Source organism: Streptomyces sp. NBC_01591 (assembly GCF_035918155.1).
In the GTDB taxonomy this organism is placed as follows: domain Bacteria; phylum Actinomycetota; class Actinomycetes; order Streptomycetales; family Streptomycetaceae; genus Streptomyces.
This window is the reverse complement of the sequence record NZ_CP109327.1, coordinates 5,690,213-5,717,210: the sequence shown is the minus strand read 5'-3', so window position 1 is coordinate 5,717,210 and position 26,998 is coordinate 5,690,213. Positions and strand designations below refer to the sequence as shown.

General features: G+C 72.1%; 21 protein-coding genes. 7 read left to right on the top strand and 14 right to left on the bottom strand.

All coding sequences use genetic code 11. The annotated features are described in order from the left end of the window. Positions 1 to 168: 168 nt before the first annotated feature. Positions 169 to 1,644 (top strand): glucoamylase family protein, encoded by a 1,476-nt coding sequence (locus tag OG978_RS26565; protein WP_326767617.1) that lies wholly within the window; start codon positions 169 to 171, stop codon positions 1,642 to 1,644. A gap of 103 nt (positions 1,645 to 1,747) precedes the next feature. On the opposite strand, the gene OG978_RS26560 is transcribed toward OG978_RS26565, so the two are convergent. Beyond that, positions 1,748 to 2,785: a hypothetical protein gene (locus tag OG978_RS26560; RefSeq protein ID WP_326770172.1), complete on the bottom strand. Its 1,038-nt coding sequence runs from the start codon at positions 2,783 to 2,785 to the stop codon at positions 1,748 to 1,750. Between the two features lie 160 nt (positions 2,786 to 2,945). Between OG978_RS26560 and OG978_RS26555 the strand changes: the two genes are divergently transcribed. Further along, a complete protein-coding gene (locus OG978_RS26555; RefSeq protein ID WP_326767616.1) occupies positions 2,946 to 5,063 on the top strand; it encodes a TPM domain-containing protein in 2,118 nt (705 codons plus the stop codon). A gap of 99 nt (positions 5,064 to 5,162) precedes the next feature. Continuing rightward, positions 5,163 to 5,876, top strand: a complete 714-nt coding sequence (locus OG978_RS26550) for a PspA/IM30 family protein (protein WP_326767615.1) — start codon at positions 5,163 to 5,165, stop codon at positions 5,874 to 5,876. A 36-nt stretch (positions 5,877 to 5,912) separates the two neighbouring features. Here OG978_RS26550 and OG978_RS26545 read toward each other — a convergent pair whose 3' ends face one another. The 5 genes from OG978_RS26545 to OG978_RS26525 form a co-directional block, all read right to left on the bottom strand. Further along, positions 5,913 to 8,441 (bottom strand): SpoIIE family protein phosphatase, encoded by a 2,529-nt coding sequence (locus OG978_RS26545; RefSeq protein ID WP_326770171.1) that lies wholly within the window; start codon positions 8,439 to 8,441, stop codon positions 5,913 to 5,915. A 192-nt stretch (positions 8,442 to 8,633) separates the two neighbouring features. Further along, entirely contained in the window at positions 8,634 to 9,062 is a 429-nt protein-coding gene (locus tag OG978_RS26540; RefSeq protein WP_326767614.1) for an ATP-binding protein, read from the bottom strand. Positions 9,063 to 9,309: 247 nt separating this feature from the next. Then, positions 9,310 to 9,522 carry an acyl-CoA carboxylase subunit epsilon gene (locus tag OG978_RS26535; protein WP_326767613.1) on the bottom strand — a complete coding sequence of 71 codons (213 nt, stop codon included), beginning with the start codon at positions 9,520 to 9,522 and terminating at the stop codon, positions 9,310 to 9,312. Between the two features lie 38 nt (positions 9,523 to 9,560). Continuing rightward, the gene (locus tag OG978_RS26530) at positions 9,561 to 11,123 is read right to left on the bottom strand and encodes an acyl-CoA carboxylase subunit beta (protein WP_326767612.1); all 1,563 of its coding nucleotides are present in this window, start codon (positions 11,121 to 11,123) and stop codon (positions 9,561 to 9,563) included. Between the two features lie 29 nt (positions 11,124 to 11,152). After that, complete coding sequence (locus OG978_RS26525) at positions 11,153 to 12,175, bottom strand: polyprenyl synthetase family protein (RefSeq protein WP_326767611.1); 1,023 nt, start codon at positions 12,173 to 12,175, stop codon at positions 11,153 to 11,155. Positions 12,176 to 12,468: 293 nt separating this feature from the next. Between OG978_RS26525 and OG978_RS26520 the strand changes: the two genes are divergently transcribed. Further along, positions 12,469 to 14,625 carry an MMPL family transporter gene (locus tag OG978_RS26520; RefSeq protein WP_326767610.1) on the top strand — a complete coding sequence of 719 codons (2,157 nt, stop codon included), beginning with the start codon at positions 12,469 to 12,471 and terminating at the stop codon, positions 14,623 to 14,625. 172 nt (positions 14,626 to 14,797) lie between these two features. On the opposite strand, the gene OG978_RS26515 is transcribed toward OG978_RS26520, so the two are convergent. Genes OG978_RS26515 through OG978_RS26505 form a run of 3 tightly spaced genes read right to left on the bottom strand, consistent with a single transcriptional unit; the run spans position 14,798 to position 18,387 of the window. Then, positions 14,798 to 15,325: a PadR family transcriptional regulator gene (locus OG978_RS26515; protein ID WP_326767609.1), complete on the bottom strand. Its 528-nt coding sequence runs from the start codon at positions 15,323 to 15,325 to the stop codon at positions 14,798 to 14,800. Between the two features lie 54 nt (positions 15,326 to 15,379). Then, positions 15,380 to 17,320: an ABC1 kinase family protein gene (locus OG978_RS26510; RefSeq protein WP_326767608.1), complete on the bottom strand. Its 1,941-nt coding sequence runs from the start codon at positions 17,318 to 17,320 to the stop codon at positions 15,380 to 15,382. Beyond that, positions 17,317 to 18,387, bottom strand: coding sequence for a methyltransferase (locus OG978_RS26505; RefSeq protein WP_326767607.1), 1,071 nt, complete (start codon positions 18,385 to 18,387; stop codon positions 17,317 to 17,319). Before OG978_RS26505 ends, OG978_RS26510 begins: the two co-directional genes overlap by 4 nt. A gap of 290 nt (positions 18,388 to 18,677) precedes the next feature. Between OG978_RS26505 and OG978_RS26500 the strand changes: the two genes are divergently transcribed. Genes OG978_RS26500 through OG978_RS26490 form a run of 3 tightly spaced genes read left to right on the top strand, consistent with a single transcriptional unit; the run spans position 18,678 to position 21,534 of the window. Continuing rightward, on the top strand, positions 18,678 to 19,685 hold the full coding sequence (locus tag OG978_RS26500; protein WP_326767606.1) for a hypothetical protein: 1,008 nt from the start codon (positions 18,678 to 18,680) through the stop codon (positions 19,683 to 19,685). After that, positions 19,682 to 20,878 (top strand): sensor histidine kinase, encoded by a 1,197-nt coding sequence (locus OG978_RS26495; protein ID WP_326767605.1) that lies wholly within the window; start codon positions 19,682 to 19,684, stop codon positions 20,876 to 20,878. The genes OG978_RS26500 and OG978_RS26495 overlap by 4 nt, the downstream gene beginning before the upstream one ends. Then, positions 20,875 to 21,534 (top strand): response regulator transcription factor, encoded by a 660-nt coding sequence (locus OG978_RS26490; protein WP_326767604.1) that lies wholly within the window; start codon positions 20,875 to 20,877, stop codon positions 21,532 to 21,534. Before OG978_RS26495 ends, OG978_RS26490 begins: the two co-directional genes overlap by 4 nt. 12 nt (positions 21,535 to 21,546) lie before the next feature. On the opposite strand, the gene OG978_RS26485 is transcribed toward OG978_RS26490, so the two are convergent. Genes OG978_RS26485 through OG978_RS26465 form a run of 5 tightly spaced genes read right to left on the bottom strand, consistent with a single transcriptional unit; the run spans position 21,547 to position 26,992 of the window. Then, positions 21,547 to 22,083: a YbaK/EbsC family protein gene (locus OG978_RS26485; protein WP_326767603.1), complete on the bottom strand. Its 537-nt coding sequence runs from the start codon at positions 22,081 to 22,083 to the stop codon at positions 21,547 to 21,549. Next, entirely contained in the window at positions 22,080 to 23,315 is a 1,236-nt protein-coding gene (locus OG978_RS26480; protein ID WP_326767602.1) for a cytochrome P450 family protein, read from the bottom strand. The genes OG978_RS26485 and OG978_RS26480 overlap by 4 nt, the downstream gene beginning before the upstream one ends. A 13-nt stretch (positions 23,316 to 23,328) precedes the next feature. Then, positions 23,329 to 24,291 carry an ATP-binding cassette domain-containing protein gene (locus OG978_RS26475; RefSeq protein ID WP_326767601.1) on the bottom strand — a complete coding sequence of 321 codons (963 nt, stop codon included), beginning with the start codon at positions 24,289 to 24,291 and terminating at the stop codon, positions 23,329 to 23,331. A 6-nt stretch (positions 24,292 to 24,297) separates the two neighbouring features. After that, complete coding sequence (locus OG978_RS26470) at positions 24,298 to 25,632, bottom strand: cytochrome P450 (RefSeq protein ID WP_326767600.1); 1,335 nt, start codon at positions 25,630 to 25,632, stop codon at positions 24,298 to 24,300. A 7-nt stretch (positions 25,633 to 25,639) separates the two neighbouring features. Further along, positions 25,640 to 26,992 (bottom strand): MFS transporter, encoded by a 1,353-nt coding sequence (locus OG978_RS26465; RefSeq protein WP_326767599.1) that lies wholly within the window; start codon positions 26,990 to 26,992, stop codon positions 25,640 to 25,642. Positions 26,993 to 26,998 lie beyond the last annotated feature (6 nt).

Genomic DNA, 26,998 nt, shown 5'->3' with positions numbered 1-26,998 from the left:
TTTTTGGGCCCTGTGCCCGCGTGCGGCGCCGCTCGTGTCCAGCCCTGCTCACGGGCGGCGGCGCACGCGGGTGCCGTACGCAGCACGGCGCCCCGCGCCCGCAATCACGACCGACGAACGAAACCCGCCCACCGCCCACAGTCGGTGGCTCTTCTTCGAGGGGTTCTGATGAACCGTCGTACGTTTCTCACCGCAGCGGGAACAGGGGCCGCCGCCCTGTCGCTCGGAGCAGTGGCCGCGCCCCCGGCGGGCGCCGCCGCCCAGCCCGTGCGCGGCTCGCACGCACCGCTGCTCCTGCGCTGGTTCCGTGACACGTATCGCTCGATCGAGGCCATGACGACCGACTTCGGTCTCGCCGTCGACAAGATCGATGTCAGCAAGCCCGGCACCCCCGTGCAGTCGCGTCAGACCTCCCCCACCAACATCGGCTGCGGCCTCTGGTCGACCGTGGCCGCCGCCGGGCTCGGCGTGATCGACGACGACACGATGCACCGCAGGCTGGAGCACACCGTGCGGGCCGTCGAGAAGCTGGAGCGCCACCACGGCTTCTGGCTCAACTGGTACGACGCGCACGACGGTTCGGTCCTCACCGAGTGGCCCGGCACCGGCGACCCAATACGCCCGTTCCTCTCCTCCGTCGACAACGCCTGGCTGGTCACCGGTCTGCGCATCGCCGCCGACGCCGCGCCCGCTCTGCGCCCCCGTGTCGCCCGCATCCTGGCCACCGCCGACTGGTCGTACTACTACACGCCGTACGACCCGGCCGACCCGGTCGCCGGCCCCGGCCAGCTGCGCGGCGGGTTCTGGCCCGACACCGAGGAGCCGACCGGGCACCACTACGGCGCGCTCAACACCGAGCCGCGCATGGCCAGTTACCTCGGCATCGCGGATGGCTCGCTGCCCGCCGACCACTACTGGCACCTGCTGCGCACGATGCTGCCCGAGCACGGGCAGGAGCAGTACCCCCAGGGCAGTTACGTCTCCATGGACGGCGTACGCGTCTGGCAGGGGCACTACACGCATCGCGGCCGGAAGATCGTGCCCACCTGGGGCGGGTCGATGTTCGAGGCCCTGATGGTGCCGCTGTTCGTGCCGGAGGCGGAGTGGTCGCCGAGGTCCTGGGGCCTCACGCACCGCCGCTATGTCCGCAGCCAGATCGAGCACGGCATGGAGGAGGCGGGGTACGGGTACTGGGGCTTCTCCCCCGCCAACATCCCCGAGGGCGGCTACCAGGAGTACGGCGTCGACGCGCTCGGCATGCAGGTCGACGGCTACGCCTCCAACACCGACCGTACGTACACCAAGGACGGCGAGCCCCTGCCGCCCGCCTCGGCGTTCACCAACGGTGTGGTCACCCCGCACGCCTCCTTCCTCGCCCTGCCCTACGCACCGGACGAGGCGATCGCCAACCTGCGCGCGCTCGACCGCGACTTCGGCGCCTACCACGCCGGGTACGGGTTCCGGGACTCCGTCAATGTCGGCACCGGGCGGGTCAGCGACTACTTGCTCGCGCTCGACCAGGGCATGATCGCCGCGGCCCTGGCCCAGGCGATCCGCCCCGGTCTGCTGCAGCGGCCGTTCCGGACCGGCGGGTTCCAGTCGAAGGTGCGGCCGCTGCTCGCCAAGGAGCGGTTCTCCATCTGAACCGCCTCGAAACGTGGCGGCGTACCGGTCCGGGGCGGAGCGCTCGGGGCCCGGCCCCGGCCCGGTACGCCGCCGCTCAGTTCCAGCCCGCGCCGTACGCCGCTCAGTTCCAGCCCGCGCGGTACGCCGCCCAGTCGCCGTCCTGCGCGGCGAAGTCCACGTAGAGCGCGACCCCGAACCGTTCGCGGCCGCGGTCCGTGCGCCCCAGGCCCAGTCTGGTGCCCCGGACCGCGGCCGTGACCGTCTCGGCCGACTCGTGGTGTCCGAGGTCGTCCTCGTGGAAGAACGGCAGTCCCATCAGCAGATCGGTGTCCTTCGGCGTCACTTCGAGGGCGAGCGCCGTCTGCTGGGCGACGTAACCGCCGAACATCCCCTCCAGGGGCATCCAGGTGTCGTACGACATGACGGCGATCTGGTCGACCCGGCGCGCGACCTGTCCGAAGAACTTCTGCGACCACCACTTCTGGCTGCCACCGCTGAGCACACCGACCACCCGGTGCGCCGCCGGCAGCGGGTCGATCTGGTGGGCGGCGACCGACAGCTGTGCCTTGCGCGCCCCGGTGAGCGCGCCCAGGTCGTCGAGGAGCGAGAGGTAGTCGCGGTCGCCGGAGTGCAGCGGCTCCAGGTCGAAATGGACGCCGTCGAACCCGGCGTCCAGGATCTGCCGGGCCGACGCCACCACGGCGGTGCGGGACGCGGCCCGCTCCAGGCTAAGCCCGTCGGGCCCCTCGGTGGCGAGTACGTCGCCGAGCCAGGCCTGGACCCGGATGCCGGGCAGGGTGCGGTGCACGGCGTCGATCAGCCACCGGGCCCGGGGGTAACGGTCGGCGGGCAGGGTGCCGTCGTGTTCCAGCGGCCCGGCGTGGACGTACAGGTCCTTGATCCCCGTCCCCTCGATCCGGGCGGCGAACGCGGCGAGGTCGGCGTCGTTCTTGCGCCCGTCGACCCAGGCGTGGCCGAGCCAGATGGCGTCGCGGCCACGGGTGCGGGTGCCGTCGCCCGGGTCGCCGGAGTAGTTGAGCCGCAGGGCGACTCCCGCGGTGAGGACCGGCACCACGATCACCAGGACCGCTGCCAGTGCGATCCTCCTCGGCCAGGTCCACCGGAACCGGGCCGCCCGGTTCCGTACGTCCCCGGCCATGCGCCTTATCCCCGTGAGCACGTCCGTCTCCCCCTGTGTGCCGGTGTGCCGTCGCAGTATGAAGGCATCATGATGCACCGCCCGGGGACCGGTGACGGGCCCGGCCGCCGGGTCGCGGGTGACGGAGGGTGGACATAGCCTCACACATGTGATGCTGCTCGTGAGTCGTACCCGGATATCCATACCGGGCCGGGCCCTTCTCGCCGTGCTGTTGACGGTGTGCTGGTCGGCCCTTCCCGCAGCGCCGACCGCTCGCGCCGATGATCCCGTCACCCTGTCCCGGGACGGGCAGATCACCGACAAGGTGGGGGCGCTCGGGGACCGCAAGGACCAGGTGCGCAGGGCACTCGACCGGCTGTACGCGGACCGCCGCGTACAGCTCTTCGTCGTGTACGTGCGGGACTTCTCCGGACGGTCCGCGCAGAGCTGGGCCGATGCGACGGCCGACCGCAACGGCCTCGGCCGCGACGACGTCCTGCTCGCCGTCGCCACCCACGACCGGCAGTACGCGTACACCGTCGAACAGGGCTCACGCCTCACCGACGCACAGCTCCAGGACGTGGCGGGCACGGCGATCGAGCCCGCGCTCCGGGAGAACGACTGGGCCGGCGCGGCGATCGGCGCGGCGAACGGGTACTCCGCCGTACTGGCCGGCGAGGCCGTGCCCACCCCGGCCGTCACACCCGGTGTCGCCGATCCCGGAACCGGTGGCTCCGACGGGACGAGCGCCGGGGACCTGATTCTTCCGGTGGTCGTCGTCGGCGGGGCGGCAGCGGTGGCCGGCTACGCGTACACCCGGCGCAGGCGGCGCACCACGACCCGCACCACACCCGGCGCGACGGGCTGGGGCCCCGCCTCCGCCGGACCGGACGGGTCACCGGAGCCACCGACTCCGCTGCCGCAGCTCGACGCGCGGGCGAGGGAGGCGCTGGTGGACGCCGACGACGCGGTCCGCACCAGCGAGGAGGAACTGGGCTTCGCCACCGCCCAGTTCGGCGAGGAGGCCGCGGCCCCCTTCACGGAGGCCGTCGGGTACGCGAAGGGCGAGCTGACGGCGGCGTTCCGGCTGCGTCAGCAGCTGGACGACGCCTTCCCCGAGGACGACGCGACCAGGCGCCGGATGCTGGACGAGATCATCGGCCGCTGCGCGGACGCGGGCGCCCGCCTCGACGCCGTGTCCGAGGACTTCGACCGGCTGCGCGCCCTGGAGCGCGACGCCCCGCAGGCCCTGGCCACGGCCGAGACCGCGTTCCGGGCGCTCGCCGGGCGGGTCGCCGCGGCCGAGGCCACCCTGACCACGATGCGCGAGCAGTACGCGGAATCGGCCCTCGCCGCCGTCGTCGGCGACATCGAGCAGGCCAAGGACCGGCTCGTCTTCGCCACGTCGAGCCTCAACCGGGGCCGGCAGTCGGTGGACAGCACCAACAATTCCGCGGCGGCGGTGTACATCCGGGCCACCGAGGGCGCCGTCGACCAGGCGACCACCCTCGTCGACGCGGTGGAGCGGCGGAACCGGGAACTCGCGGAGGCGGCGGGGCGGCTGCCCGCCGCCCTCACCGAGATGGAGACCGACCTGGCCGACGCGGGCGGGCTGCTCGAAGGCACCGGGGACGGTGCGCCGACCGCGGACCTGCGGGGCCGGATCGCCCGCGCGAAGTCGGTGCTCGGCGATGTGCTGGAGGAGATGCGGGCCGTTCCGTACGACCCGATCGACGCGCTGCGCAGGGTGGAGGAGGCGGACGCGGCGCTCGACGCGGCGCTGGCCGGCGTCCGCGAGCGGGAACAGGGCGACCGACGGGCCCTCGCCCTGCTGGACGGGGCGACGCTCACCGCGCGTTCGGCGATCGCCGCCGCGGCCGACTTCATCACCACGAACCGGGGAGCGGTGGGCAGCCAGGCCCGGACCCGGCTTGCGGAGGCCCAGCGGCGGCTCGACCGGTCCCGCGAGCTGGCCGGGTCGAACGATCCGCAGGGGGCGCTGACCGAGGCGCGGCAGGCGGACTCGCTGGCCGGACAGGCCCGGAGCCTGGCCGAACAGGATGTGCGGTCGTACGGGGACCGGAACGGCCCGGGCGGTCCGCGGGGAGAGGGCGGCGGGGTCGGCGGCGCGGTGCTCGGCGGGATCATCCTCGGCGGACTCCTGGGCGGCGGGGGCGGACGCGGTGGTGGCGTCCACGGTGGCGGTTTCGGCGGCCGGGGGCAGGGAGGGACCGCGGGGCCCGGCAGCTTCGGGGGCGGGGGCACGCGCGGCCGGCGGGGTGGCGGAGGACGATTCTGAGCCCGGTGGCAGGGGCGACGGCCCGAGGACTTCATTCGCAGGGAATTCACCCGAAGAACCGCAATCGCACTTACCGCAATCGCACTTACGGAGAGGCCCATGTCCAAACAGACCATTCTCGGCCGCACCACCCAGCTGGCGAAGGCCAACATCAACGCGCTGCTCGATCAGGCCGAGGATCCGCAGAAGATGCTGGACCAGCTGATCCGCGACTACACGGCCAACATCTCGGAGGCCGAGCAGGCGGTCGCCACGACCATCGGCAATCTGCGGCTGATGGAACAGGACCACCAGGAGGACGTGGACGCGGCGAAGGAGTGGGGCGGCAAGGCGCTCGCCGCGAGCCGCAAGGCCGACGAGCTGCGGGCGGGCGGGTCGGGCGCGGAGGCGGACAAGTTCGACAACCTGGCCAAGGTCGCGCTCGGCCGTCAGCTCCGGTCGGAGAAGGAGGCGAGTACGGCGGAGCCGACGATCGCCGCGCAGACCGAGGTGGTGGACCGGCTGAAGTCGGGCCTGGACCAGATGAAGGCCAAGCTGTCGGAGCTGAAGTCCAAGCGCGACGAGCTCGTCGCACGCGCCAAGTCCGCCCAGGCGCAGAACCGGATGATGGACTCCGTCAAGAACATCGATGTGCTCGACCCGACCAGTGAGCTCAGCCGTTTCGAGGACAAGGTGCGGCGCGAGGAGGCGAAGGCGCTGGGCAAGCAGGAGTTGGCCGCGTCGTCCCTGGACGCCCAGTTCGAGCAGCTGGACGGTCTGGGCGACAGCGCCGAGGTCGATGCCCGGCTGGCCGCGCTGAAGTCGGCCTCGTGACCGCTGCCGGGCGGCCCCGGCAGCCCGGTGGTCCGCTCAGTACATGCTCAGCAGCTGCTCGACCGAGAGTTCGGCAGTGGGCTCCCCGTCGGGCAGGGCCAGTTCGAACCAGACGGTCTTGCCGCGCGGTGTCCGCCTGGACCCCCAGGCCACGCTCAGCAGCCCGACCAGCTGGAGTCCGCGCCCGCCCTCGTCGGTGTCGCGGGCCCGCCGTCGCCGGGGCTGGACGAGCCCGGCGTCCCACACCTCGCAGACGAGGGTGCGGTCGCGCAGCAGTCTGAGCCGGATCTCGCCCTCCCCGTACCGCAGTGCGTTGGTGACCAGCTCGCTGACCAGCAGTTCGGTGGTGTCCACCAGATCGTCCAGGCCCCAGGCGAGCAGCCGACCGCGGGCCAGTTCGCGGGCGCGGCCGACGGAGCGGGGTTCGCGGGGCAGCCGCCAGTCGCCGACCGCGTCGGCCGGCAGCCCCTGGATACGGGCCACCAGCAGGGCGATGTCGTCCTCGCCGTGCCCGGTGTCGAGGGTGGTCAGCACGTGGTCGCAGACGTCCTCGATCGACCGTTCCGGTTCGACGAGCGCTCCGCGCAGGGCTTCGAGACCCTCGTCGAGCGGGTGGTCGCGGGACTCGACGAGCCCGTCGGTGTAGAGGGCGAGAAGGGAGCCCTCCTTGAGTTCGACCTCGACCTCCTCGAAGGGTTCGCCGCCGACGCCGAGCGGCATTCCCGGCGGGACGTCGAGCAGCAGGGCGGGCTCGCCCGGTTCGACCACGACGGGCGGGAGATGGCCCGCGTTGGCGAAGGTGCACCGCTGGGTAACCGGGTCGTAGACCGCGTACACGCAGGTCGCCAGGTAGACCTCGGAGAGGTCCGCCTCGCGGGACTTGTGGGCGGCCCGGGAGGGCCACTGGGAGCCGCCGGACGCGTTGCCGCCGCCGGGGGTGCCGAGTCCGCGGGCGACCTCGTCGAGCGCGGAGAGCACCTCGGCGGGTTCCAGGTCCAGGAGGGCCAGGGTCCGTACGGCGGTGCGCAGTTCGCCCATGGCCACGGCGGCCCGCAGTCCGCGGCCCATGACGTCGCCGACGACGAGGGCGGTGCGGTGGCCGGGGAGTTCGATCACGTCGAACCAGTCGCCGCCCACCTCGGTGGCCGTGTTGCCGGGAAGGTAGCGGCAGGCGATGTCGAGGCCGGCGGCCACCGGGTCGCCGGGCGGCAGGAGGCTGCGCTGGAGGATCAGGGCGCGCTCGTGCTCGCGCCGGTAGAGGCGGGCGTTGTCGATGCAGACCGCGGCGCGGGCGGCGAGTTCGGTGGCCAGTGCGCGGTCCCGCTCGCCGAAGGGCTCGCTGCCCTTCGTACGGGAGAACTGCACGAGCCCGACCACCGTGTCGTGGGCGACCATCGGGACGGCGAGGGTGGACTGGACGAAGCCCCGGTCGTCGCCGGGCACGTCCTCGACGTGGCCGGTGCGCAGGGCGATGGCGCACGGCGAGTTGAACGAGAAGCGGTGCACGGAGCCGAGCTCGGGCGAGCCGTTGTCCGCGGCGGTGTCGGGCAGGGCGTCCGACACGGCGCTGGCCAGGGCGACGCGGCGCAGTTCGGCGGAGCCGCCGACGGATTCCTGACGGAGCGAGTCCCAGCTGCCGGGCGGTGCGTCGTCGCCGGTGAGCAGCCCCTGGTAGAGGTCGACGGAGGCGAGGTCGCAGAAGCCGGGCACGGCGACGTCGAGGAGTTCGCGGGCGGTGGTCTCCAGGTCGAGGGAGTTGCCGATACGGGCACTGGCCTCGTTGAGCAGGGCGAGGTTGCGACGGGCGCTGGCGGCCTCGCGGGCGGCGATGTGCCTGCGGGTGACATCGGTGGCCAGTCCGGCGACGCCGACGGGGCGGCCGGAGCCGCTGTGCACGCGGTAGAGGTTCATGGACCAGTGGCGGCTGCCGGGTTCGCCGGGCGCGGTGCCGATGATCCGGAGATCGGTGACGGATGTTCCGGTCTCCAGTACGCGCTCGATGGTGGCGGTGAGCCGGTCGGCCTCGGAGCCGGAGAGATAGTCCTCGACCGTGCGGCCGCGGTGGTCCTCGGCCCGGCCGCCGAAGACGGTGGCGAAGCGCTGGTTGGCGCGGATCACCGCGAGGTCCGTACCGAACAGCACGAAGCCGAACGGAGATTGGCCGAATATGGCCTGTGACGCGGCAAGGTCCGTCTCGATGTGGCGCAGTGCCCGGACGTCCACGACGATGCAGAGTGCGGCCCGTTCCCCGTCGGCCGTCTCGCTCGGCATCACATAGATCTCGGCGAGCCCGTGCACGTCCTCCTCGCCCGGTATCCGGAAGGGGACGAGGCCCGTCCACTCCTTGCCGTCGAGAATCTCGCCGACCCTGCGGCGGCCGTCCGTGCGCAGTTCGGCGGGCATGAACGCCTCGACCGGATCCATACCCACCGCTTTGTCCGCGGCAATGCCGAAGAGGCCGGCGGCCCGGCGGCTCCACTGCTCGATCAGGCCATCGGGGCCGATCGAGAAGGAGGCGACCCTGATGTAGTCATAGATCGAGCCAGGCGGGCTGCTCTGCCACACGATGTCGCCCGCTGTCCCAGGTATTTCGCTCACGCGACCGTCCCCTCCAGCTCACACACCGGACCGGTCCTGCCCGCAGTATTCAGCACTCCGGCCCCAACCGACACGGCGTTCACGATCACAGCACGGTCTCAGTCCCTTTCAGCCAGCTTCTGGCCGACCCCGGTGATCGCTGTCCGTCCCACCCCACTCCTAACCAGGCAGGGCCAGCTCGAACCACACGGTCTTGCCGGTCTTTCCCTGCCTGGTCCCCCAGCGGCGGGCGGACCACGCCACCAGCTGCAGTCCTCTGCCCCCCTCGTCCTCGGGTCCAGCCATACGTTCGGTGGGCGGATCCGGAAGCGGATCGGAGACTTCCACGAGCAGTCCCGGATGGGCGGCGGGGGCGTCACCGTTGAGATGAGGGCGTACCAGGCGTACGCCGATGGGGCCCGATGTATAACGCATCGAATTGGTGACCAACTCGCTGACCAGCAGAACTGTCAGATCCCCGACGGCAGCATCGAGCCCCCAGGCGCTCAACGTCTCATGGACCGCATGCCGCGCGGATCGCACGGCGCCCGGCACAGCCGGAAAGGTCCACTCGGCGCAGTCGCCTTCACTGTCGATCACGCCGATCACTTCCCAAGACCAGCTGCGGGGAACGCCCTGTTTACAAGGGCTATTCAGCACATACCCGATATTCGGGGTGAACTATCGCCAGGATCGACACGTGGGGCGTACGGGTGTATGGCCGCGCACACGAACAGATGTGCACGAGGAGAAGGGGCGCACGATTCCATCGGCACGCGCCGCCACCTTGGTGTTTGCCCCGGTCAACCACCTCCCGGCGCCCCCGCGCATATCCGCGCCGCACCCGGCCCGCGCACTACTCCCTGGCCCGCCAGGAGACCGGCGGGAAGGTGTCGGCTCCGGCGCGTCTCCAGGTCGCGGCCGTCGGCTGCGGCTCCGGGGCGCTCTCCTCTCCCCCTTGCAGGGCGGTGAGCACCACCGTGACCGCGGCGAGTTCCTCGGGCGTCGGTGCGCCGTTGACGACCCGCACCGAGGCGGGGCCGGGCGGGTCCTGCAGAGCGTTCGTCATGCTTCGTCCACTCTTTGCGTCGTATGGACCCGCCCGGCTCAGGCGGGCGGGTTGCCGTGTTTGCGCGCGGGCAGGTCGGCGTGCTTGCGGCGCAGCATCTCCAGGGAGTCGATCAGCAACTCCCGTGTCCCGGCGGGGTCGATGACGTCGTCGACCAGGCCCCGCTCGGCCGCGTAGTACGGATGCATCAGTTCGGCCTTGTACTCCTTGACCAGCAGTCCGCGCGTCGCCTCCGGGTCGTCGGACTCCGCGATCCGGCGGCGGAAGACGACGTTGGCCGCCCCTTCCGCCCCCATCACCGCGACCTCGTTCGCCGGCCAGGCGAAGGACAGGTCGGCCCCGATGGAGCGGGAGTCCATGACGATGTAGGCACCGCCGTAGGCCTTGCGCAGAATGACCTGGACACGGGGAACGGTGGCGTTGCAGTACGCGTACAGCAGCTTCGCACCGTGCCGGATGATGCCGTTGTGCTCCTGGGCGACGCCGGGCAGGAAGCCGGGTACGTCGACGAGGGTGACCAGGGGAATGTTGAACGCGTCGCAGAACTGGACGAAGCGGGCGGCCTTCTCCGAGGAGTGGATGTCCAGGACGCCGGCGAAGGACTGCGGCTGGTTGGCGACGATGCCGACGACCTGGCCGCCGAGCCGGGTCAGCGTGCAGATGACGCTGGTGGCCCAGCGTTCGTGGACCTCCAGGTGCTCTCCGTGGTCGACGATCTCCTCGATCACGGCGCGCATGTCGTACGGTCGGCTCCCGTCGGCCGGGACCAGGTCGAGCAGGACGTCGCCGCGCCGGTCGGCGGGGTCGTCGCTCGCGGCGGCGGGCGGGTTCTCGCGGTTGTTGGAGGGCAGCATCCCGATCAGGTAGCGGACCTCGGCGATGCAGGTCTCCTCGTCGTCGTACGCGAAGTGCGCGACGCCCGAGGTCTCGGCGTGCACGTCCGCGCCGCCCAGCCCGTTCTGGGTGATCTCCTCGCCCGTGACCGCCTTCACGACGTCCGGACCGGTGATGAACATCTGCGAGGTCTCGCGGACCATGAACACGAAGTCGGTCAGCGCCGGGCTGTAGGCCGCACCGCCCGCGCACGGGCCGAGCATCACACTGATCTGCGGGATCACACCGGACGCGCGGGTGTTGCGCTGGAAGATGCCGCCGTACCCCGCGAGCGCGCTCACACCCTCCTGGATACGGGCGCCCGCGCCGTCGTTCAGCGACACCAGCGGAGCACCCGCCGAGATGGCCATGTCCATGATCTTGTGGATCTTCGTGGCATGGGCCTCGCCCAGCGCACCCCCGAAGATCCGGAAATCATGCGCGTACACGAAGACCGTACGGCCCTCGACCGTGCCCCAGCCGGTGATCACACCATCGGTGTACGGCTTCTTCTCCTCCAGACCGAACCCCGTCGCCCGGTGCCGGCGCAGCTGCTCGACCTCCCTGAACGAACCCTCGTCGAGGAGCAGCGCGATGCGCTCACGCGCCGTCAGCTTGCCCTTGGCGTGCTGCGCCTCGGTCGCCTCGGCGGGGCCCCGGAGCACATCCTCACGGATGGCGGCGAGTTCGCCGATGCGGTCCGAGCGGACAGCGGTGTCCTGCGGCATGACCAACTCCTTTGTCTTGTCCGCCCTGTTCAGCCGGTGCGCAGGGCCACGTAGCCGCACAGCGCGTCGAGTGCCCGGCGGGCCGGGCACGGCGGCAGCGGCTCCAGCGCCGCCCTGGCCCGGTCCAGCCGTCGGTACAGATGGGCCTGCGCCCGGGCGGGCGCGGGAGAGGCCCGGAAGAGTTCCAGTGCCCGGTGCCTGGCCTCGGCCCCCTCGATCGGGCCGTCCGCCAGCAGCGCCCGCAGTTCGGCGCCCTCCGGGCTCGTGTCGTCCTGGGCGAGGAGCACCGGCAGGCTGGACACGCCCGCCCCGAGGTCCTTGCCCTGCTCCTTGCCGGTGAGGGCGGCGGGGGCGGCCAGGTCGAGCAGATCGTCGGATATCTGGAACGCGATGCCGAGCTGGTTCCCGTACTCCGTGAGGGTGTCCTGGCACCCGGCCGGGGCTCCGGCCTGGAGTGCGCCGATCGCCGTCGACATGGAGAGCAGCGCGGCGGTCTTGCCCTCGGTGACCTGGAAGAAGTGCTCGACGGGGTCCTCGTCCGGGGCCGGCCCCGTCAGCTCTCCCAACTGCCCCGCGACCAGCCTGCTAGCAACCTCGGCGTTGAAGCGCACGGCCTGCGCGCCCAGCCCGGAGGCGAGCTGCGCCGCGCGGGCGAGCAGCCAGTTCCCGCCGGCCACCGCGAGCCGTTCGCCCCAGCGCGCGTTGACGCTGGCCACGCCGTGCCGCATCGTCGCCCCGTCCATCACGTCGTCGTGGTAGAGCGAGGAGATGTGGACGAGTTCGGCGATGACGGCGGCCTCGGTCACCCCGTCGCGGAACGGTTCGCCGAACTCCGCGCCGAGCAGCACCAGCAGCGGGCGCAGCCGCTTGCCGCCCGCCGCGGCGAGATGGCCCGTGAGTTCGGCGACCCTCGGGTCGGGGGCACTCGCCACACAGTCCAGCAGCCGCTTCTCGACGGCGAGCAGCGACTCGGTGATCCTGTTCTCGAACTCCGGTTCGCCCACTGCCATATGGGCCAGTAGTCCGGATCCCGTCGGCGCCGCGACGGTCATGCCCTCACCGTATCCACCGGACGGGCGGCGACGGTTCGGTGCGCGCAGGAGTACGGATTCATCGTCCGAGGATCCGGTCCGCCCTCCGGGCCCGGCAACAACGCTGGCCGCTTGATGCCCCCGCTGTCATCTTCCTGCCAGCCCGCCCCTCGACGGGGGTGCGCACCTGCCCCGCACCCGCGCTCCGACGGTGCGCGGCAGGTTGCTGCCACATCCGTTCGTGCGGCACGGGGCGGGGAAGTTCCCGCGCCCAGAATCAGGTGCCCTCTGGAAAGACGCACCGAAGGAGTCTCATGTTCGGAAGGATCGGGCAGTCCGCCGTCAAGCATCCCTGGCTGACCATTCTCGCCTGGATCATTGCGGCAGTCGCCCTGGCATCCCTCGCTCCCCAGCTGAAGCCGACCCAGGACCAGGCCGACTTCCTGCCGTCGCACTACGAGTCGGTACAGGTCGGGAAGGTGCAGGAGCGTGCCTTCCCGCGGCAGGAGCAGCCCGCCTCCGTCGCGGTCTTCCAGCGCAAGGACAAGGCTCCCCTGACCACCGCCGACAAGGCCGACGTGGCCGAGGTCGTCACCGGTCTGGACAAGGCGGGGCTGAAGAAGATCAAGCGGGTGGAGACCAACCCGCAGTCCGTCTCCGCCAACGGGAAGATCGCGCTGGCCAATATCCTGGCCACCTCGAAGGACCCCTACGACGCGGACCTGATGAAGTCGGTCGAGGAGCTGCGCGAGCGGGTCAAGCCGCTGCTGAAGTCCACCTCGCTGAGCATGGGCATCACCGGCCAGACGGCCACGGCGGTGGACACCATGCACTCCTCCGGCAACACCGACGCCATGATCATGATGGCCACGATGGCCCTCATCGTGGTGCTGCTGCTCGTCATCTTCCGCAGCCCGCTGATCGCGTTCCTTCCACTGCTGGTGATCTCAGTGGTCTTCGTGGTCGCCAACGGACTGATCGCCACCGTGTCCGATCTCGGCGGCCTCAAGACCGACGCGTCGATCTCGTCCATCCTGATCGTCGTGCTGTTCGGCGTCGGCACCGACTACATCCTGTTCCTGCTCTTCCGCTACCGGGAGCACCTGCGTACCGGCCAGGAGCCCAAGCAGGCCATGGCCGACGCGGTCGGCAAGGTCGGCGAGACCATCGCCTCCGCCGCGGGCGCCGTGATCGTCGCCTTCCTCGCCCTGCTGCTGTCCAGCCTGGGCATGTTCCGCGCGATGGGCCCCGCCCTGGCCATCTCGGTGGCCGTGACCCTCGTGGCGGCGCTGACCCTCGTACCGGCGGTCTTCTCGCTCCTCGGTTCCAAGGTGTTCTGGCCGTCCAAGGCCTGGCGCAAGCAGCCGGAGCACCGGCTCTCGCAGCGCGTCGGCACGCTCATCGGGCGCCGTCCCGGCTGGGTCGCGGCGGGCTCGGCCGGACTGCTCGCCGTTCTCGCGGTGGGCTCGCTCAGCTTCAACCCGATCTTCGACAGCGGGAGTTCGCTGCCGAAGGAGCTGGAGTCCGTCCAGGCGATGGAGGACCTGCAGCGCGGCTTCGCCGCCGGCCAGACCGACCCGGTGTGGGTGCTGGTCCACACCGAGGACGGCGGCAAGCTGGACCAGGCCGCGCTCGGCGCGTACGGCAAGGAACTGGCCGCCGTCGACGGTGTCGGCACGGTCTCCCCCGCCGTGACGAGCCCCGGCGGCGACGTCGCCCAGATCGCCGTGATGATCGACTACCGGCCGACCGGTGACCAGGCCATCGAGCTGGTCTCGGGTCCGCTGCGCGACGCCGCGCACGAAGCGGCGCCCGAGGGCACGGAGGCGCTGGTCGGCGGCACCAGCGGGGTGATGGCCGATGTCCAGGCCGCGGTCAACCACGACTACTCGCTGGTCTTCCCGGCGGCCGGACTGGCCATCATGGTCATCCTCGGGCTGCTGCTGCGCAGCGTCGTGGCGCCCTGGTACCTGATGCTCGCCGTCGGTCTGGGCTTCGGGGCGACCCTGGGGTCCACCGTGTGGCTCTTCCAGGACCTCAAGGGCGAGAGCGGGCTCCTGTTCACCCTGCCGGTGATCCTGTACCTCTTCGTGGTGGCGATCGGTACGGACTACAACATCCTCATGATCGCCCGGCTGCGCGAGGAGGTACGGCGGGGTGTCGATCCGGCCGAGGCGACCCGGCACGCGATCGTCAGCTCCGCGTCGACGATCGGGGCCGCCGCCGTGATCCTGGCGGGCACCTTCGGTGTGCTGCTCCTGGCCGAGAACACCATGCTCCAGCAGATGGGCTTCGCCGTCGCCTTCGGCATCCTGCTCACCGCGTTCGTCATGGCGATGCTGCTGGTGCCCGCCGTCACCACCCTGCTGGGGCGCCGGGCCTGGTGGCCGGGCGGCCGGGGCGGGTCCCGGCCGGCCGCACCGGACAGCGGTACGCCGCTGGCGAAGGAATCGGTCGGCACGTCCGGCTGACCCGTACGCGGCGCAGGGCCCGCCCCCGGACCGGACCCCCGTCCGGGGGCGGGCCCTGCCCGTACCCCGCACCTCGCGCGCACCCGATGCCCGGACAGCGCGAAGCGGCCGGAGCGCGGGGCGGATCGCCCGCGCTCCGGCCGCTGTGGTGCGTGCTCCGGACCGGCGCCGGTCAGTCCTCGGCGAGCAGCGCGTACAGCTTCCGGCGCGCTTCGGTGAGCACCTCGGCCGCGCGCTCCATCTTCCGTTCGTCGCCCGACCACGCCAGCCGCCCCGCGGCCATGACGACCTCGCCCATCAGCCGGTGCGCCTCCATGGCCCGGGTGCCCGGCGCGGCCCGCCGGGCACGGTCGAAGTCCCCCTCCGGGACGGCCTCCCGGCCCTTCTCGGTGAGGGTGTACGTGCGCGGGCCGTCCTGCGTGTCGGAGGTCACCAGGCCCTCGTCGGCGAGCTGTTGCAGCAGCGGGTACACCTCGTCGGCGGCGGGCCGCGCGGGGCCGGGGCCGCGCCGGCCGATCTCCTCGATCAGCGCGGCCCCGGTGTGCGGCGCCTCGGCGAGCAGCAGCAGTACGGTGCCGCGCAGCCCCTGGCCGTAGGGCCCGTACCAACCGCCGACGAACTGATCCAGCAGGTCGGGCACCAGGTCAAGGAGATCGGGGCCGCCGGGAACTCCCCAGCGCTTGCGGTCGGTCGACTTCATGGGACGCCTCCAGTCAGTGGTTCGCTTCGATTCGCGGTGACGGCGGTACGTACATCAGGACTCGCCCCGGAACACCCGGACGAGAACGCGCAGGCCCAGCACGGAGCTGACGACCAGCAGGTTGTAGCCGAATACGTGCAGCAGGCTCAGCGTGGGTGTGATGAGCGGGCCGCTACGGGTGCCGAGCAGAAGGACGGCCATGATCCCGAAGGCCGCGGCGAGCACCGTGAGCAGGGTCAGATGCACCAGTCCGGTGACGAGCCTGCGGTCCCGTTCGCGGGCGCCGAGCCGGACGGTGACGCCCAGGCGCCCCTGTTCCAGGGCGCCGGTGATCCGGTCCAGGCGTCTGGGCACCTTGCCGAGCATGGAGATCATGCTGAGCAGGTTCTCGCCCGCGGAGGCGCGCAGCGAGGAGGGTTGCAGGCGCTCGGTGTAGTAACCGGCGACCAGTTCCCGTGACTCGGCGATGATGTCGAAGCCCGGTGCCAGCTGCATCAGGGTGCCGTGCAGGGTGGCGAGCATCCGGAACACCCCGGCGACCTGCGGCGGTACCGACAGCCCGTGCGAGGCGATCAGCCGGAACAGTCCGGCGAACATCTCCAGGTCGGGGGTGGAACCCGCGGTGAGGAACAGGGCGACGAATTCGCCGAGTTCACGCTCCAGCTCCTGCTCGTCCAGGTCGTCGTGGCGCACCACGAGGTCCAGCAGCGCGTCGCGCAGCGCCTCCCGGTCCTCCCGCTTGATCGCGAGCAGCAGATCGCGCAGCGCGCCCCGGGCCTTGGCATCCAGCCGGCCCACCACACCGAAGTCCAGCAGGGCGAGCCGGCCGTCCCCGAGCAGCAGGACGTTGCCGGGGTGCGGGTCGCAGTGGAAGACGCCGTGCATCATGATCTGGCGCATCATGCAGTCGAGCAGGACGGCCGCGAGCTTCTCGCGGTCCAGTCCGTCCCGTTCGATGACGGGTCCCGCCTCGCCGAGGGGGACGCCGTCCAGCCACTCCATGACGAGCACCCGCTTCGTGCACAGCTTCTCGTGCAGCTCGGGCACGATCACCGCCGTGCCGGCCTCGACCGCGGCTGCTCCGATGGCCCTCATGTTGCGCAACTCGGCCTGGAAGTCGAGCTCTTCGCGCAGCGCGGTGGCGAACCCGGCGGCCAGGGTGACGGTGCCGATGGCCCGCGCCCAGTCGGCCCGGTCCTCCAGCGTGGCCGCGATCCGGCTCATGATGTCCAGGTCGCGCTCCACGATCTGGCGGATGCCCGGCCGCTGGATCTTGATCACGACCTTGGCGCCGGAGCGCAGCCGGGCCTCGTGCACCTGGGCGATCGATCCGGCGGCCAGCGGCTCCGGGTCGAACTCGGCGAACTCCGAGTCCACCAGGTCGCCGAGCTCGTCGGCCAGCACCCGGCGGACCTCCGGCCAGGGCGAGGGCGGCACCTGGCACTGCAGTCTGCTCAGTTCCTCGGTGAATTCCCGCGGGATCGCGTCCGGCCGGGTCGACATGAGCTGCCCGAGTTTGACGAAGGTGACCCCGCCGTCCTCGATGGCCAGGCGCAGGGACCGGGCGAGCCGGTGGGAGGCGAGCCGGCCCGCCCGGTTCCGGTCCTTGCGCCGCAGGAAGGGGGCCAGGCCGTGCCGGGCCAGGATCACGCCGATCTGCGCGTAGCGATGGGTCCGCATGATGCGTCTGCGCAGTCTGCGGGTCCAGGCCACGGGTCGCGAACGGTCCGGCATCACGACGTCGGCCAGGACCAGGAACGCCATCGTGACGAAGACGGAGATGCCCACCATGACGGTGGCGAGCACTCCCCGCTCCATCGGCGGCTGGACCATGTTGCCGAAGAACACGGCGGTGGCGAAGCCGACCAGGGAGGCCAGGACCATGCGCAGGGTGCCGACGCGCAGGCCCAGCAGCCGTCGTGCGCCGACGGCCATACCGATCGCCAGCGTCACCACCCCGACGGTCCCGGCCAGCGCGAACACCAGATCGTTCACGGGCGGCGGCCGAGCTCCACCAGCGAGCGGCCGGAGGGCAACGGCACGGTCCGCAGGGCCTGCAGGCCGGCGGAGGCCGCGAGCTCCGCGTACTCCTCCATCGAGCGTTCCTTGCCGCCGAGCGTGGCCAGCAGGATCAGGTTCAGCGTGGAGATCCCCTGCCGGATCTCCGGCTGGATCACATGCTCCACGACGAGGACCCGGCCGTGCTCGCCCGCGGCCTCGGCGCAGCGGTGCAGGATCTTGCGGCAGGCCTCGTCGCTCCAGTCGTGCAGGATCGTCGACAGCACGTACACGTCCGCGCCCGCGGGCAGCGGCTCGAAGAAGCTGCCCGGCACGATCTCGCAGCGGTCGGCGACCCCCGCTTCGGTCAGCAGCCGTGCGGCGCCGCCGGACGCGGCGGGCAGGTCGACGAGGGTCGAGCGCAGCGCGGGGTGCGCGGCGAGCACCTCGGCCAGCAGAGTGCCGGTGCCGCCGCCGACGTCGACGACACGGCCGACCCGGTCCCACTCGTAGGTCTTGGCGACGTCCGCGGCGATCTCCGAGACCTGCTCGGCCATCTTGGCGTTGAACGCCCGGCTCAGCCCGGGGTGGGCGTCCAGGTCCTCCCAGTAGGTCCTGCCGTACACCTCGGCGTAGGCGGGTCCGCCGGTGCGGACGGAGTGCAGCAGGCTGGCGAAGGCGCGCTGCGGGCGGCCCATCGGGGAGTCCAGGTCGAGGAACTCGCGCATCCCGACGGGGTGGTCGCTCTGGATCCAGCGGGAGAGCTCCGTGGCTGTGTAGACATCCGGTTCGGGCTGCTCGAACAGGCCCTGGACGGTCAGATGGCGCATCATCTCGCCGAGCGCGTCGCGGTCGGTGGAGGTGTGCGCGGCCAGGGCGTCCAGCCGGTTCACGCCCTTGCGGACGAGGTCGGCGATGCCGAGGGTGGCGGCGACCCGGATGGCGTTCGGGGTGATCACATCGGCCATCGCCATGAAGCGCTCGGCCACGGGGTCGTGGGCCGGCGCGGCGTAGGCGGCGTTGGCATCGGGGGCCTGATCAGCCTGATCGGTCGTTCGGGACATGGATCGGCTCCTTGACACTGATGGACGGTGGCCGCTTCCGGCTCCGAAGACGCCGCGGGCCGCGTGCAGTTGAAGTCCGCACGCTAGCCAGGGGGGAGCCGGTGACCGGACGGATTGCCGGTACCGGCAACGACCATACGGAGCACCCCCCGTACCCGGGTAATCATCCGCAGGTCACATCCGCTCAAGACCTGAGGCAGACGCGACGCCCGTGCCCCGGCTGTCACGGTGGTCGACGACCGCATGCGCCGCAGAGTCGGGTCGCAGCACTGCTGGGAGAGGAGTCCGAGATGCCCGAAGGCGTCATTCCACTGACCGAGAGGGCGGCGCCCGAGGCCGCCGCCCCCCGGCGCGCACGGCCGTGGCCGGTCCTGGCGACGCTCGCCGGGGTGCTCGTGACGAAGGCCGTGGAGCCGCATCTGCCGGGCGCGGCGGACTACATCAGCTCGCTGGGCATCGTGCCCTCGTGGGCAGCCTGGGCAGGGGCCGTGACCGGCGTCGTCGCGGTGCTCGCCACCGCTTCGGGGCGGGCGGTGCGGGGGGCGGCCCGTGCGGCGCTGCTGTTCACCGGCTGGGTCTCCTGCGTGCTGCTGCTGTGGTCCGCGGTCGGCATCATCTTCGACGCGTTCCGCTCGTTCTTCTGGGCCACCGGGATTCCCGCCGGGGACTTCGCGACGGTCGACTGGCCCGGTTTCCTCACCCGCGCCGTCGCCTTCGCCGCGACCCTGCTGCTGGCCCGAGCCACGCTCGCCTTCCAGCGCCGCACCGGGGACGGCTGCGATCTGTGCGGGCTGCGGCCCGGCGAGCGGGACCGGCCGGCCGCCTGGCTCGGATACACGGCGTTCGCGCTGGCCTTCGTCTACCCGGCGGTGAAGTATTACTGGTGGGCAGGGGGCGGCATCGGCCGGCCCGACAACTACACCGAGGGATTCCCGGTCATGGAGACCATGCTGCTGGCCGGGGGCGGGGTGCTGTCCCTGGCCCTGGTGAGTTCGTGGGGCCTCGTCTATCCGTTCTGGGTGCCGTTCCTGGCCCGGCGGCGGGTGCCCCGCATGCTGCTCGTCGCGTGCGGCTGGGGGCTGTCGGCGGCCCTGCTGCTCCAAGGCCTGATCCCGGTGTTCGCCTCGGTCAACCACCTGCTCGGCGGCCCGGACCTGCCCTTCGACTCGGGCAGCGCCAACTCCTGGGTGATCCTGGCGGTGTACGGCGGCTGGGCCCTGTTCGGACTCGCGCTGCTGGGTGCGACCCGTACGTATCAGCGCCGCACCCGAGCCGTCTGCCGACTGTGCGGCGAATGACCTCGCCGGACCGCCCGGCGAGGGCGGACGTACTGATCACCCTGGCCGTCGCCGTCCCCGTCGGCGGCTGGACCCTGCTGCTGCTGTGGCTGGCACTGCCGGGGGCGTGGGCCCTGCTGCTCTCGCCCGCGGTGGTCGTCGGCCATGCGGCGGGGGCCTGGCGGCGCTCGGCGCCCCTGCCGTCGTTCGTGGTGACGAGCGTGGCCTGCGCCGCGCAGGCCGCCGTGCTGCCCGGCGGTTTCCCGCTGCTGCCCTCGCTGCTCGCCTTCCCCCTGTCGCTGTTCGCGTACTGCGCGCACGGCGGCCGGCGGGCGCCGCAGGCGGCGCTGGTGGTGGGAACGGTGGGCGCGGGCGCGGTCGCGGTGCGGGCCGCGCTGTCCGCGCGGATGCAGCTGCCCCCGGCGTTCCTGTTCGGCTTTCTCCTGGCGATCGTGCTGGTGGCCTTCAGCCTCGGCCTGTTCCGCCGGATCCAACTGGCGTACGTGGGCGAGCTGGAGCACCGGGCGGCGCGCGCCGAGGCCGAGCGCGAGGAGCGGGCCCACCGGGCCGCGCTGGACGAACGCGCCCGGATCGCCCGGGAGATGCACGATCTCGTCGCGCACTCCCTCTCCGTCATCGTCAGCCAGGCGCAGGGCGGCCGTTACGCGGCGCGCGCCCGGCCGGAGCGGGCCGCCGAGGTCCTGCTGACCGTCGAGGAGGCGGGGCGTCAGGCACTGACGGACATGCGCGGGCTGCTGGGCATACTGCGCAGCGGCGACGGCGGCGACGGCTTCGGGCCGCAGCCCGATCTCTCCCGCCTTCCCGAACTGCTGCACCGGGTACGCGGATCGGGCCTCCACATCGACTTCGCCGAGACCGGTACGCCCGGCCGGCTCTCGCCCGCCGGTGAACTGGCCGCCTACCGGCTGGTGCAGGAAGCTCTGACGAACACTCTCAAACACGCCGGTGCCGGGGCCCGTTGCGGGATACGGTTCCAGTGGTCGGACGACAGGGTGGAGATCGAGGTGCGCGACAACGGGAGCGGTCCCGGGCCGAGCGACGGGGCGGGCCACGGGCTGGTCGGCATGCGGGAGCGGATGGCCGTCGCGGGCGGGTCCGTCACCACGGGCGCGGCCCCGGGCGGCGGCTTCCTGGTCAGTGCCCGGCTGCCGTACCGGGCCGCACTCGCGGGGGACGAGCGGGAGCCCGCATGACGATCCGGGTCTTCTTCGTCGACGACCAGGCGATGGTGCGGGCGGGTTTCGTCATGGTCGTCGAGGCCCAGGACGACATGACGGTCGTCGGTGAGGCCGGTGACGGGGCGGAGGCCCTGGAGCGGCTGGAGGTAACGGCCGCCGATGTCGTGCTGATGGACGTACGGATGCCCCGCATGGACGGGGTGGAGGCGACCCGGCGGCTGCTGACGAGGCCCGACCCGCCGAAGGTCATCGTGCTGACCACGTTCGACGTCGACGAGCACGCCTTCGCCGCGCTGCAGGCCGGGGCGAGCGGGTTCCTGGTCAAGGACGCACCGGCCGAGGACCTGCTGTCCGCGATCCGTACCGTGCACCGCGGCGACGCGGTGATCTCCCCGACCACCACCCGGCGGCTGCTGGCCGAGGTGGCCCCGGACCTGCCGACGCCGGGGTCCGGTCCCGATCCGCTGGCCGCGCTCACCGACCGCGAGCGCGAGGTGCTGCTGCTGATCGCCCGCGGGGCCTCCAACGCGGCCATCGCGAAGGAGCTGTTCCTCTCCGAGGGCACGGTGAAGACCCATGTCGGCCGGCTGCTCTCGAAGCTCGGCATGCGCGACCGGGTCCATGTGGTGATCTTCGCGTACGAGCACCGGCTGGTGCGTCCCGGCCGGTGAGAGGCCCTCAGGTTACTTGGCGACGGTGGCCACGCGTGGGCGGCCCAGTGTGACGTAGTCCGTGGTCCGCAGGGCGATCGACCGGTCGAGCCGGGCCGCGTTGAAGTAGATCTCCTCGTTCGTCAGCAGGTCGGCGTCGACCACCAGCGGAAGCGCTTCGTCGAACGAGAAGGGGATGATGCAGCCGCTCCGGCAGCCGGTGAGGCGTTCGGCCTCGTCCCGGTCGCCGAGCGTGGCGTCGCTGCCCCCGTACAGTTTCCTGATCCTGCGCAGGTCCACCCGGCGGTGGCCGGGGACCACGGCGAGGACATGGTGGTCCTCGCCGTGGCTCATGCGCACCTGGACCACCATGCACTTGGCGGCCGACTCCAGCCGGTGGCCGCGCAGTTCACTGGCCAGGTCGGTCCGGCCCTCCGGCGGATGGTCGATGATCCGGTACTGGGCGGAGGACCGGGCGAGCATCGACATCAGCCGGTGGTACGTCACGTCCGCGGCGCCCTGCGGCGGCCCTTGCAACTGCGGCGCGGGCGTTCGCAGCCGCTCGGTCACAGCACGACCGGCAGCGATTCCAGGCAGCGCAGCATCAGGCTGAACCGCCAGCGGAGCTCGTCGCGTCCGACGGCGAGCGACAGCTTCGGGAACCTGGTGATCAACTGGCCGATGGCGACCGCGCCCTCGACCCGGGCGAGCGGCGCGCCCAGGCAGTGGTGCAGCCCGTGGCCGAAGGCCAGGTGGCCGGTGGCCGGGCGGGTGATCTCCAGCCGGTCGGGCTCCGCGAACCGGGAGGGATCCCGGTTGAGCGCGCCGATGGAGACGAACACCGAGTCGCCGGCCGGAATGGTCACCCCGCCGATCTCCACGGGTTCGACCGCGTAGCGGAACGTCGCCACGTTGATCGGGCTCTCGAAGCGCAGCAGCTCCTCGACGGCGCCGGGCAGCAGCGACAGATCGTTCTGGAGCGCGGCCAGTTGGTCCGGTTCGGAGAGCAGGGAGAGCATCGCGGTGCCCATGAAGCTGATCGCGGTCTCGTGGCCCGCCCCCAGCAGCAGGAACACCATCGACATGACCTCGGTCTCGGAGAGCAGGTCGTCGGCGTCCCGGGCCTGGAGCAGATTGCTGATCAGGTCGTCGGCGGGGTGGGACCGCTTGTCGGCGATCAGTGCGCCCAGGTAGCTGATCAGCGACTGCCGGGCCTCGGCGACCTGTTCGGGTGCGTGGATCCCGGTCATCGTGGTGTACCAGTCGCGGAAGATCTCGCCGTCCGCGGCCGGGATGCCGATGAGTTCGCAGATCACCCGGGTGGAGAGCGGCATCGCGTAGTCGTCCACGATGTCGATCTTCGCGCCCGCCTCGAAGCCGTCCAGCAGCCCCGCGGCGAGCTCCTCGATCCTGGGCCGGAACATCTCCGTCGGGCGGGCGGTGAACGCCTTGGTGGTGAGCTTGCGCAGCCGGGTGTGGTCGGGCGGGTCGCTGTTGAGCATGTGCCGCGAGAGCAGCTCCATGCCGGGCTCCTCCGGCCCCATGCCCGTGCCGCCCGCCGGGTTGGGGAAGCCGCGCGGGTCCTTGTGCAGCTTCGGCTCGGCGAGGGCCGCGCGGGCGTCCTCGTACCGGGTGAGCATCCACAGCACCGAGCCGCTCTGCTGCCGGAGCTTGACGGGGCCCTCCTCGCGCATCCACGCGTAGGTGGGGTGCGGATCCCGTACGAAGTCCTGGTTGATCAGGCTCTCCGCCGAACGGGCCCCGCTCTCATCGGGTTTCAGCTGCTCCATGTCCAGTGCCATGTCGTTCTCCCGCTCACGCCGGCTGCGGTTCGCGCACCGCAGCGGTCTTGCCGATCAGGGTGAGGAACACGTCGTCGAGCGACGGCCGGCGGAGCGCGAAGTCGACGACGTCGACGCCCGCGGAGTCCAGCCGTTCGGCGATCGCGGCGATGGTGCGCATGCCGTCGGCGACCGGTGCGGAGACCTTCAGGCCGTCCTCGCTCAGCGTCGGCTCCCCGACGATGACCGAGGAGAGCGCGCGTATCGCGTTCTCGGCCTCGGCGGGAGCGGTCACGGTCACTTCGAGCCACTCGCCGCCGACCTTGCGCTTCAGCTGGTCGGGGGTGCCGTCGGCGATCACCCTGCCCTGGTCGAGGACGGCGACGCGGCCGGCGAGCTGGTCGGCCTCGTCGAGGTACTGCGTGGTGAGCAGGATCGTCACCCCGGCGGCGACCTGTTCCCGGATCATGTCCCACAGGGCCAGTCGGCTGCTGGGGTCGAGGCCGGTGGTCGGCTCGTCGAGGAAGAGCAGCGGCGGCTGTCCGATCAGGCTCGCGGCGAGGTCGAGACGGCGCCGCATGCCGCCGGAGTAGGTGCGCAGCGGCCGGTCGGCGGCGGCGGTGAGTTCGAACCGTTCCAGCAGGGCCTCCGTGCGCTGGGCCGTCACCTTCTTGCCGAGCCGGTAGAGCCGGCCGACGAGGACGAGGTTCTCGCGGGCGGTGAGCCGCTCGTCGACCGCGGCGTACTGACCGGTCAGGCCGATCCGGGCGCGTACGTCCTGGGCCTGGCTCACCACGTCGAACCCGGCGACGCTCGCCCGGCCCTCGTCGGGGCGCAGCAGGGTGGTGAGGATGCGTACGGCGGTGGTCTTGCCCGCGCCGTTGGGGCCGAGCAGCCCGAAGACGGTGCCGGACTCGACCGTCAGGTCCACACCCGCCAGGGCCTCGTGGTCCTTGTAGCGCTTGCGCAGGCCGTGCGCCTCGATGGCGGCGTTCACGTCGCTTCAGCTCCCGTCGGATGTAGCGGATGTCGCGGATGGGGTGGTGCCGCCGGCCGGCGCGGGCGCGCCGAGGCCGACGTGCAGCGAGGTGAGCCGCCGCATGATGTGTTCGCGGGACCAGCGGACGTCCCGGTCGTGGTCGCCGTGGGCGAGACGGAGCTCCGGGAAGCGTTCCACCAGCCGTCCCAGGGCCACTTCGCCCGTCATCCGGGACAGCTGGGCGCCCAGGCACATGTGGATGCCGTGCCCGAAGGAGACATGTCCGCCGACCGGGCGGGTGATGTCGAGCCGTTCGGGGTCCGGGAAGCGGCGCGGGTCCCGGTTGGCCGCGGTGAGCGCGGGCTGCACCAGGTCGCCGGGGGCCAGGTCCAGGCCGCGTGCGCACATCGCCTCGCCCGCGCGCAGCGGGTTGGTGAGGGACACCGGCGCCTCGTAGCGCAGGCACTCCTCGATGGCGCCGCGCAGCAGATCGGGGCGGGAGCGCAGGAGCGCCAGCTGGGTGGGGTGGTTCAGCAGGGCGAGTACGGCGTTGCCCAGCATGGCGGAGACGGTCTTGTTGGAGGCGATCACCAGGAAGATGCCGGTCTGTTCCAGCTCGGCGTCGCTGAGCCGGTCCTCGCCGAGGCGGGCGTGCACCAGCGCCGAGACGAGATCGTCCGCCGGGGTGGCGCGCCGGGCCTCGACGGTCCGGGCGAACAGCTTCCCGAGTCCTTCGGTGGCCGCCTGGAAGGCGGGGAATCCGGCGCTGTCGGGGAAGGCCGCCATGTCGTCCCAGTAGGTACGGAACTCCTCGGCGTCCGCGACGTCGATGCCCAGCAGTTCGGCACCGGCCAGCGCGGCGAGCGGGTGGGTGAACTCCCTTACGATGTCGGCCTGTTCGCGGCCCGCCAGGTCGTCGAGCAGGCTGTCGGCCAGCCGTTCCACGGCGGGGCGCAGCCGTTCGACCCGCTTGGGGGTGAGGGCCTTGCCGGTCAGCCTGCGCAGCCGGGTGTGGCGGGGCGGGTCGCTGTTGCCGATGTGCCCCTGGAACGCGTCCGGGTCCTCGACGGCGAAGCTGCGCAGCAGCCGGGGTTCGGCGAGCAGGGCCCGTACGTCGTCGTAGCGGGTCGGCACGTACACCTTGCCGCCGCCCTGGATCACGTCCTGGTGCAGTGGGCGTTCCTCGCGTATCCGGGCGAAGACCGCGTGCGGGTCGGCCAGCATGGCTTCCCCGTACACGAGGGAATGCTCGTCGGGCATGTCGGTGGGCATGTCGGGGTGCGGGGCGCGGGGCCCGGCGGCGGGCGGCGCGGGGGTCGTTCCGGAAATCGAAGTCGTTCCGGGGGGCGTCTCGGACACGTCGGGGTCACGCTCCTTTCGCGGACAGGTGGCCGGAGTCGTCGGGGAGGGACGGGTCGGGCGCGGCGTCCGATTCGGCCGCGCCCGGCGTCTCGGGCGACGGCTCGCCGCCCATCGGTGGTCCGGCGGGCGGCGGCGGTGCGGACGCGGTGCGCAGGGAGCGGTCGGCCAGGCCGACGAGCGCGGCGGCCGTCAGCGCCCCGGCGCAGCCGAGGAGGGCCGGCGTCGGGCCCGAGGCGCGTGCGACGACGCCGACGAGCACGTACGACAGGGGCGCGGCGAGCGCGCCCGCCGCCATCACGGTCCCCATCACCATGCCGAGCGCGTCCGGCCGGGGCCCGCTGAACAGGACGCCCAGGGTGGCCGCCGACGCGGCCGCCGCGGTCAGCGCCATCACGACGGTGAGCACGGCCGCGACCGGCAGGTTCGGGGCGAGGGCGAGCCCGGCCATGGCGGCGGCGGTGAGCGCGCAGGCCAGGATCAGGCCCGCGCCGCTCCCCCGGAGCGACCGGGCGAACGACGGGGCGAGCGCGGCGGCGACGGTGCCGAGGCCGACGGCCCCGACGAGTACGCCGAACCCCGTCACCCCCCAGTCCCGGTGCTCCGCGAGCAGCAGCGTGCCGACGTTGAAGGCGCCGGGGCAGCCCAGCTCGACGAGGACGGTGCAGATCAGCGCGGCCCGCACACCGGGCAGGGCCAGGGCTTCGCCGAGCTTCGGGGAGTCCGGTCCGGGCGGGCCGGCCATGCCGGGCATACCGCCCATCTGCGGCATGGCGCCGGACGGCGCGCCGGGGTCGGCGGGCAGCGGCCGCAGCAGCGCGAACACGGCCGCGGAGACCACGAAGACCGCCGCGTTGACGATCAGCGCGGTGGGCAGGCCGAGCAGCGCGCTCAGGCCCGCGAGCGGTCCGCCGAGGACGACCGTCGTACGGAACAGCGTCGTTCGCAGGGCCTGCATCCGCTGCTGGTCGGCGGGGCCCGCGACGAGGGCGGGCAGGCCCCCGGTCGCCGGTTCGGTGACGGCCTCGACGAGACCGAAGGCCACGCTCGCCACGAGCAGCGTCACGAAGTCCAACCGGCTGCCCGCCAGTGCCGCGGCGGCACCCAACGCCAGTACCGCCCGAACGAGTTCACCGCCCGATGCCAGGCGCAGCGGTGCGAAGCGGCCCGCCAGGCCCGCGGTGAGGCCGGTCATCATCGCGATGCGGGGCAGCGTCCCGAGGGCCAGGACCACCGCGGCGGACAGCGGCCCCGAGACCCGCAGCACGGACCAGGCCAGGGCGACGTGGAAGATCTGGACGCCCAGCAGGGAGGCCAGGGTGGCCGCGGACCAGCGGCCGACCGGGGAGAACACCCTCATGTCAGC

Bases quoted from the DNA above. Each gene is read 5' to 3' on its own strand.
- OG978_RS26565 (WP_326767617.1), top strand. From the start codon at position 169: ATGAACCGTCGTACGTTTCTCACCGCAGCGGGAACAGGGGCCGCCGCC.
- OG978_RS26560 (WP_326770172.1), bottom strand. From the start codon at position 2,785: ATGGCCGGGGACGTACGGAACCGGGCGGCCCGGTTCCGGTGGACCTGG.
- OG978_RS26550 (WP_326767615.1), top strand. From the start codon at position 5,163: ATGTCCAAACAGACCATTCTCGGCCGCACCACCCAGCTGGCGAAGGCC.
- OG978_RS26535 (WP_326767613.1), bottom strand. From the start codon at position 9,522: ATGACGAACGCTCTGCAGGACCCGCCCGGCCCCGCCTCGGTGCGGGTC.
- OG978_RS26530 (WP_326767612.1), bottom strand. From the start codon at position 11,123: ATGCCGCAGGACACCGCTGTCCGCTCGGACCGCATCGGCGAACTCGCC.
- OG978_RS26525 (WP_326767611.1), bottom strand. From the start codon at position 12,175: ATGACCGTCGCGGCGCCGACGGGATCCGGACTACTGGCCCATATGGCA.
- OG978_RS26520 (WP_326767610.1), top strand. From the start codon at position 12,469: ATGTTCGGAAGGATCGGGCAGTCCGCCGTCAAGCATCCCTGGCTGACC.
- OG978_RS26515 (WP_326767609.1), bottom strand. From the start codon at position 15,325: ATGAAGTCGACCGACCGCAAGCGCTGGGGAGTTCCCGGCGGCCCCGAT.
- OG978_RS26505 (WP_326767607.1), bottom strand. From the start codon at position 18,387: ATGTCCCGAACGACCGATCAGGCTGATCAGGCCCCCGATGCCAACGCC.
- OG978_RS26500 (WP_326767606.1), top strand. From the start codon at position 18,678: ATGCCCGAAGGCGTCATTCCACTGACCGAGAGGGCGGCGCCCGAGGCC.
- OG978_RS26495 (WP_326767605.1), top strand. From the start codon at position 19,682: ATGACCTCGCCGGACCGCCCGGCGAGGGCGGACGTACTGATCACCCTG.
- OG978_RS26490 (WP_326767604.1), top strand. From the start codon at position 20,875: ATGACGATCCGGGTCTTCTTCGTCGACGACCAGGCGATGGTGCGGGCG.
- OG978_RS26480 (WP_326767602.1), bottom strand. From the start codon at position 23,315: ATGGCACTGGACATGGAGCAGCTGAAACCCGATGAGAGCGGGGCCCGT.
- OG978_RS26465 (WP_326767599.1), bottom strand. From the start codon at position 26,992: ATGAGGGTGTTCTCCCCGGTCGGCCGCTGGTCCGCGGCCACCCTGGCC.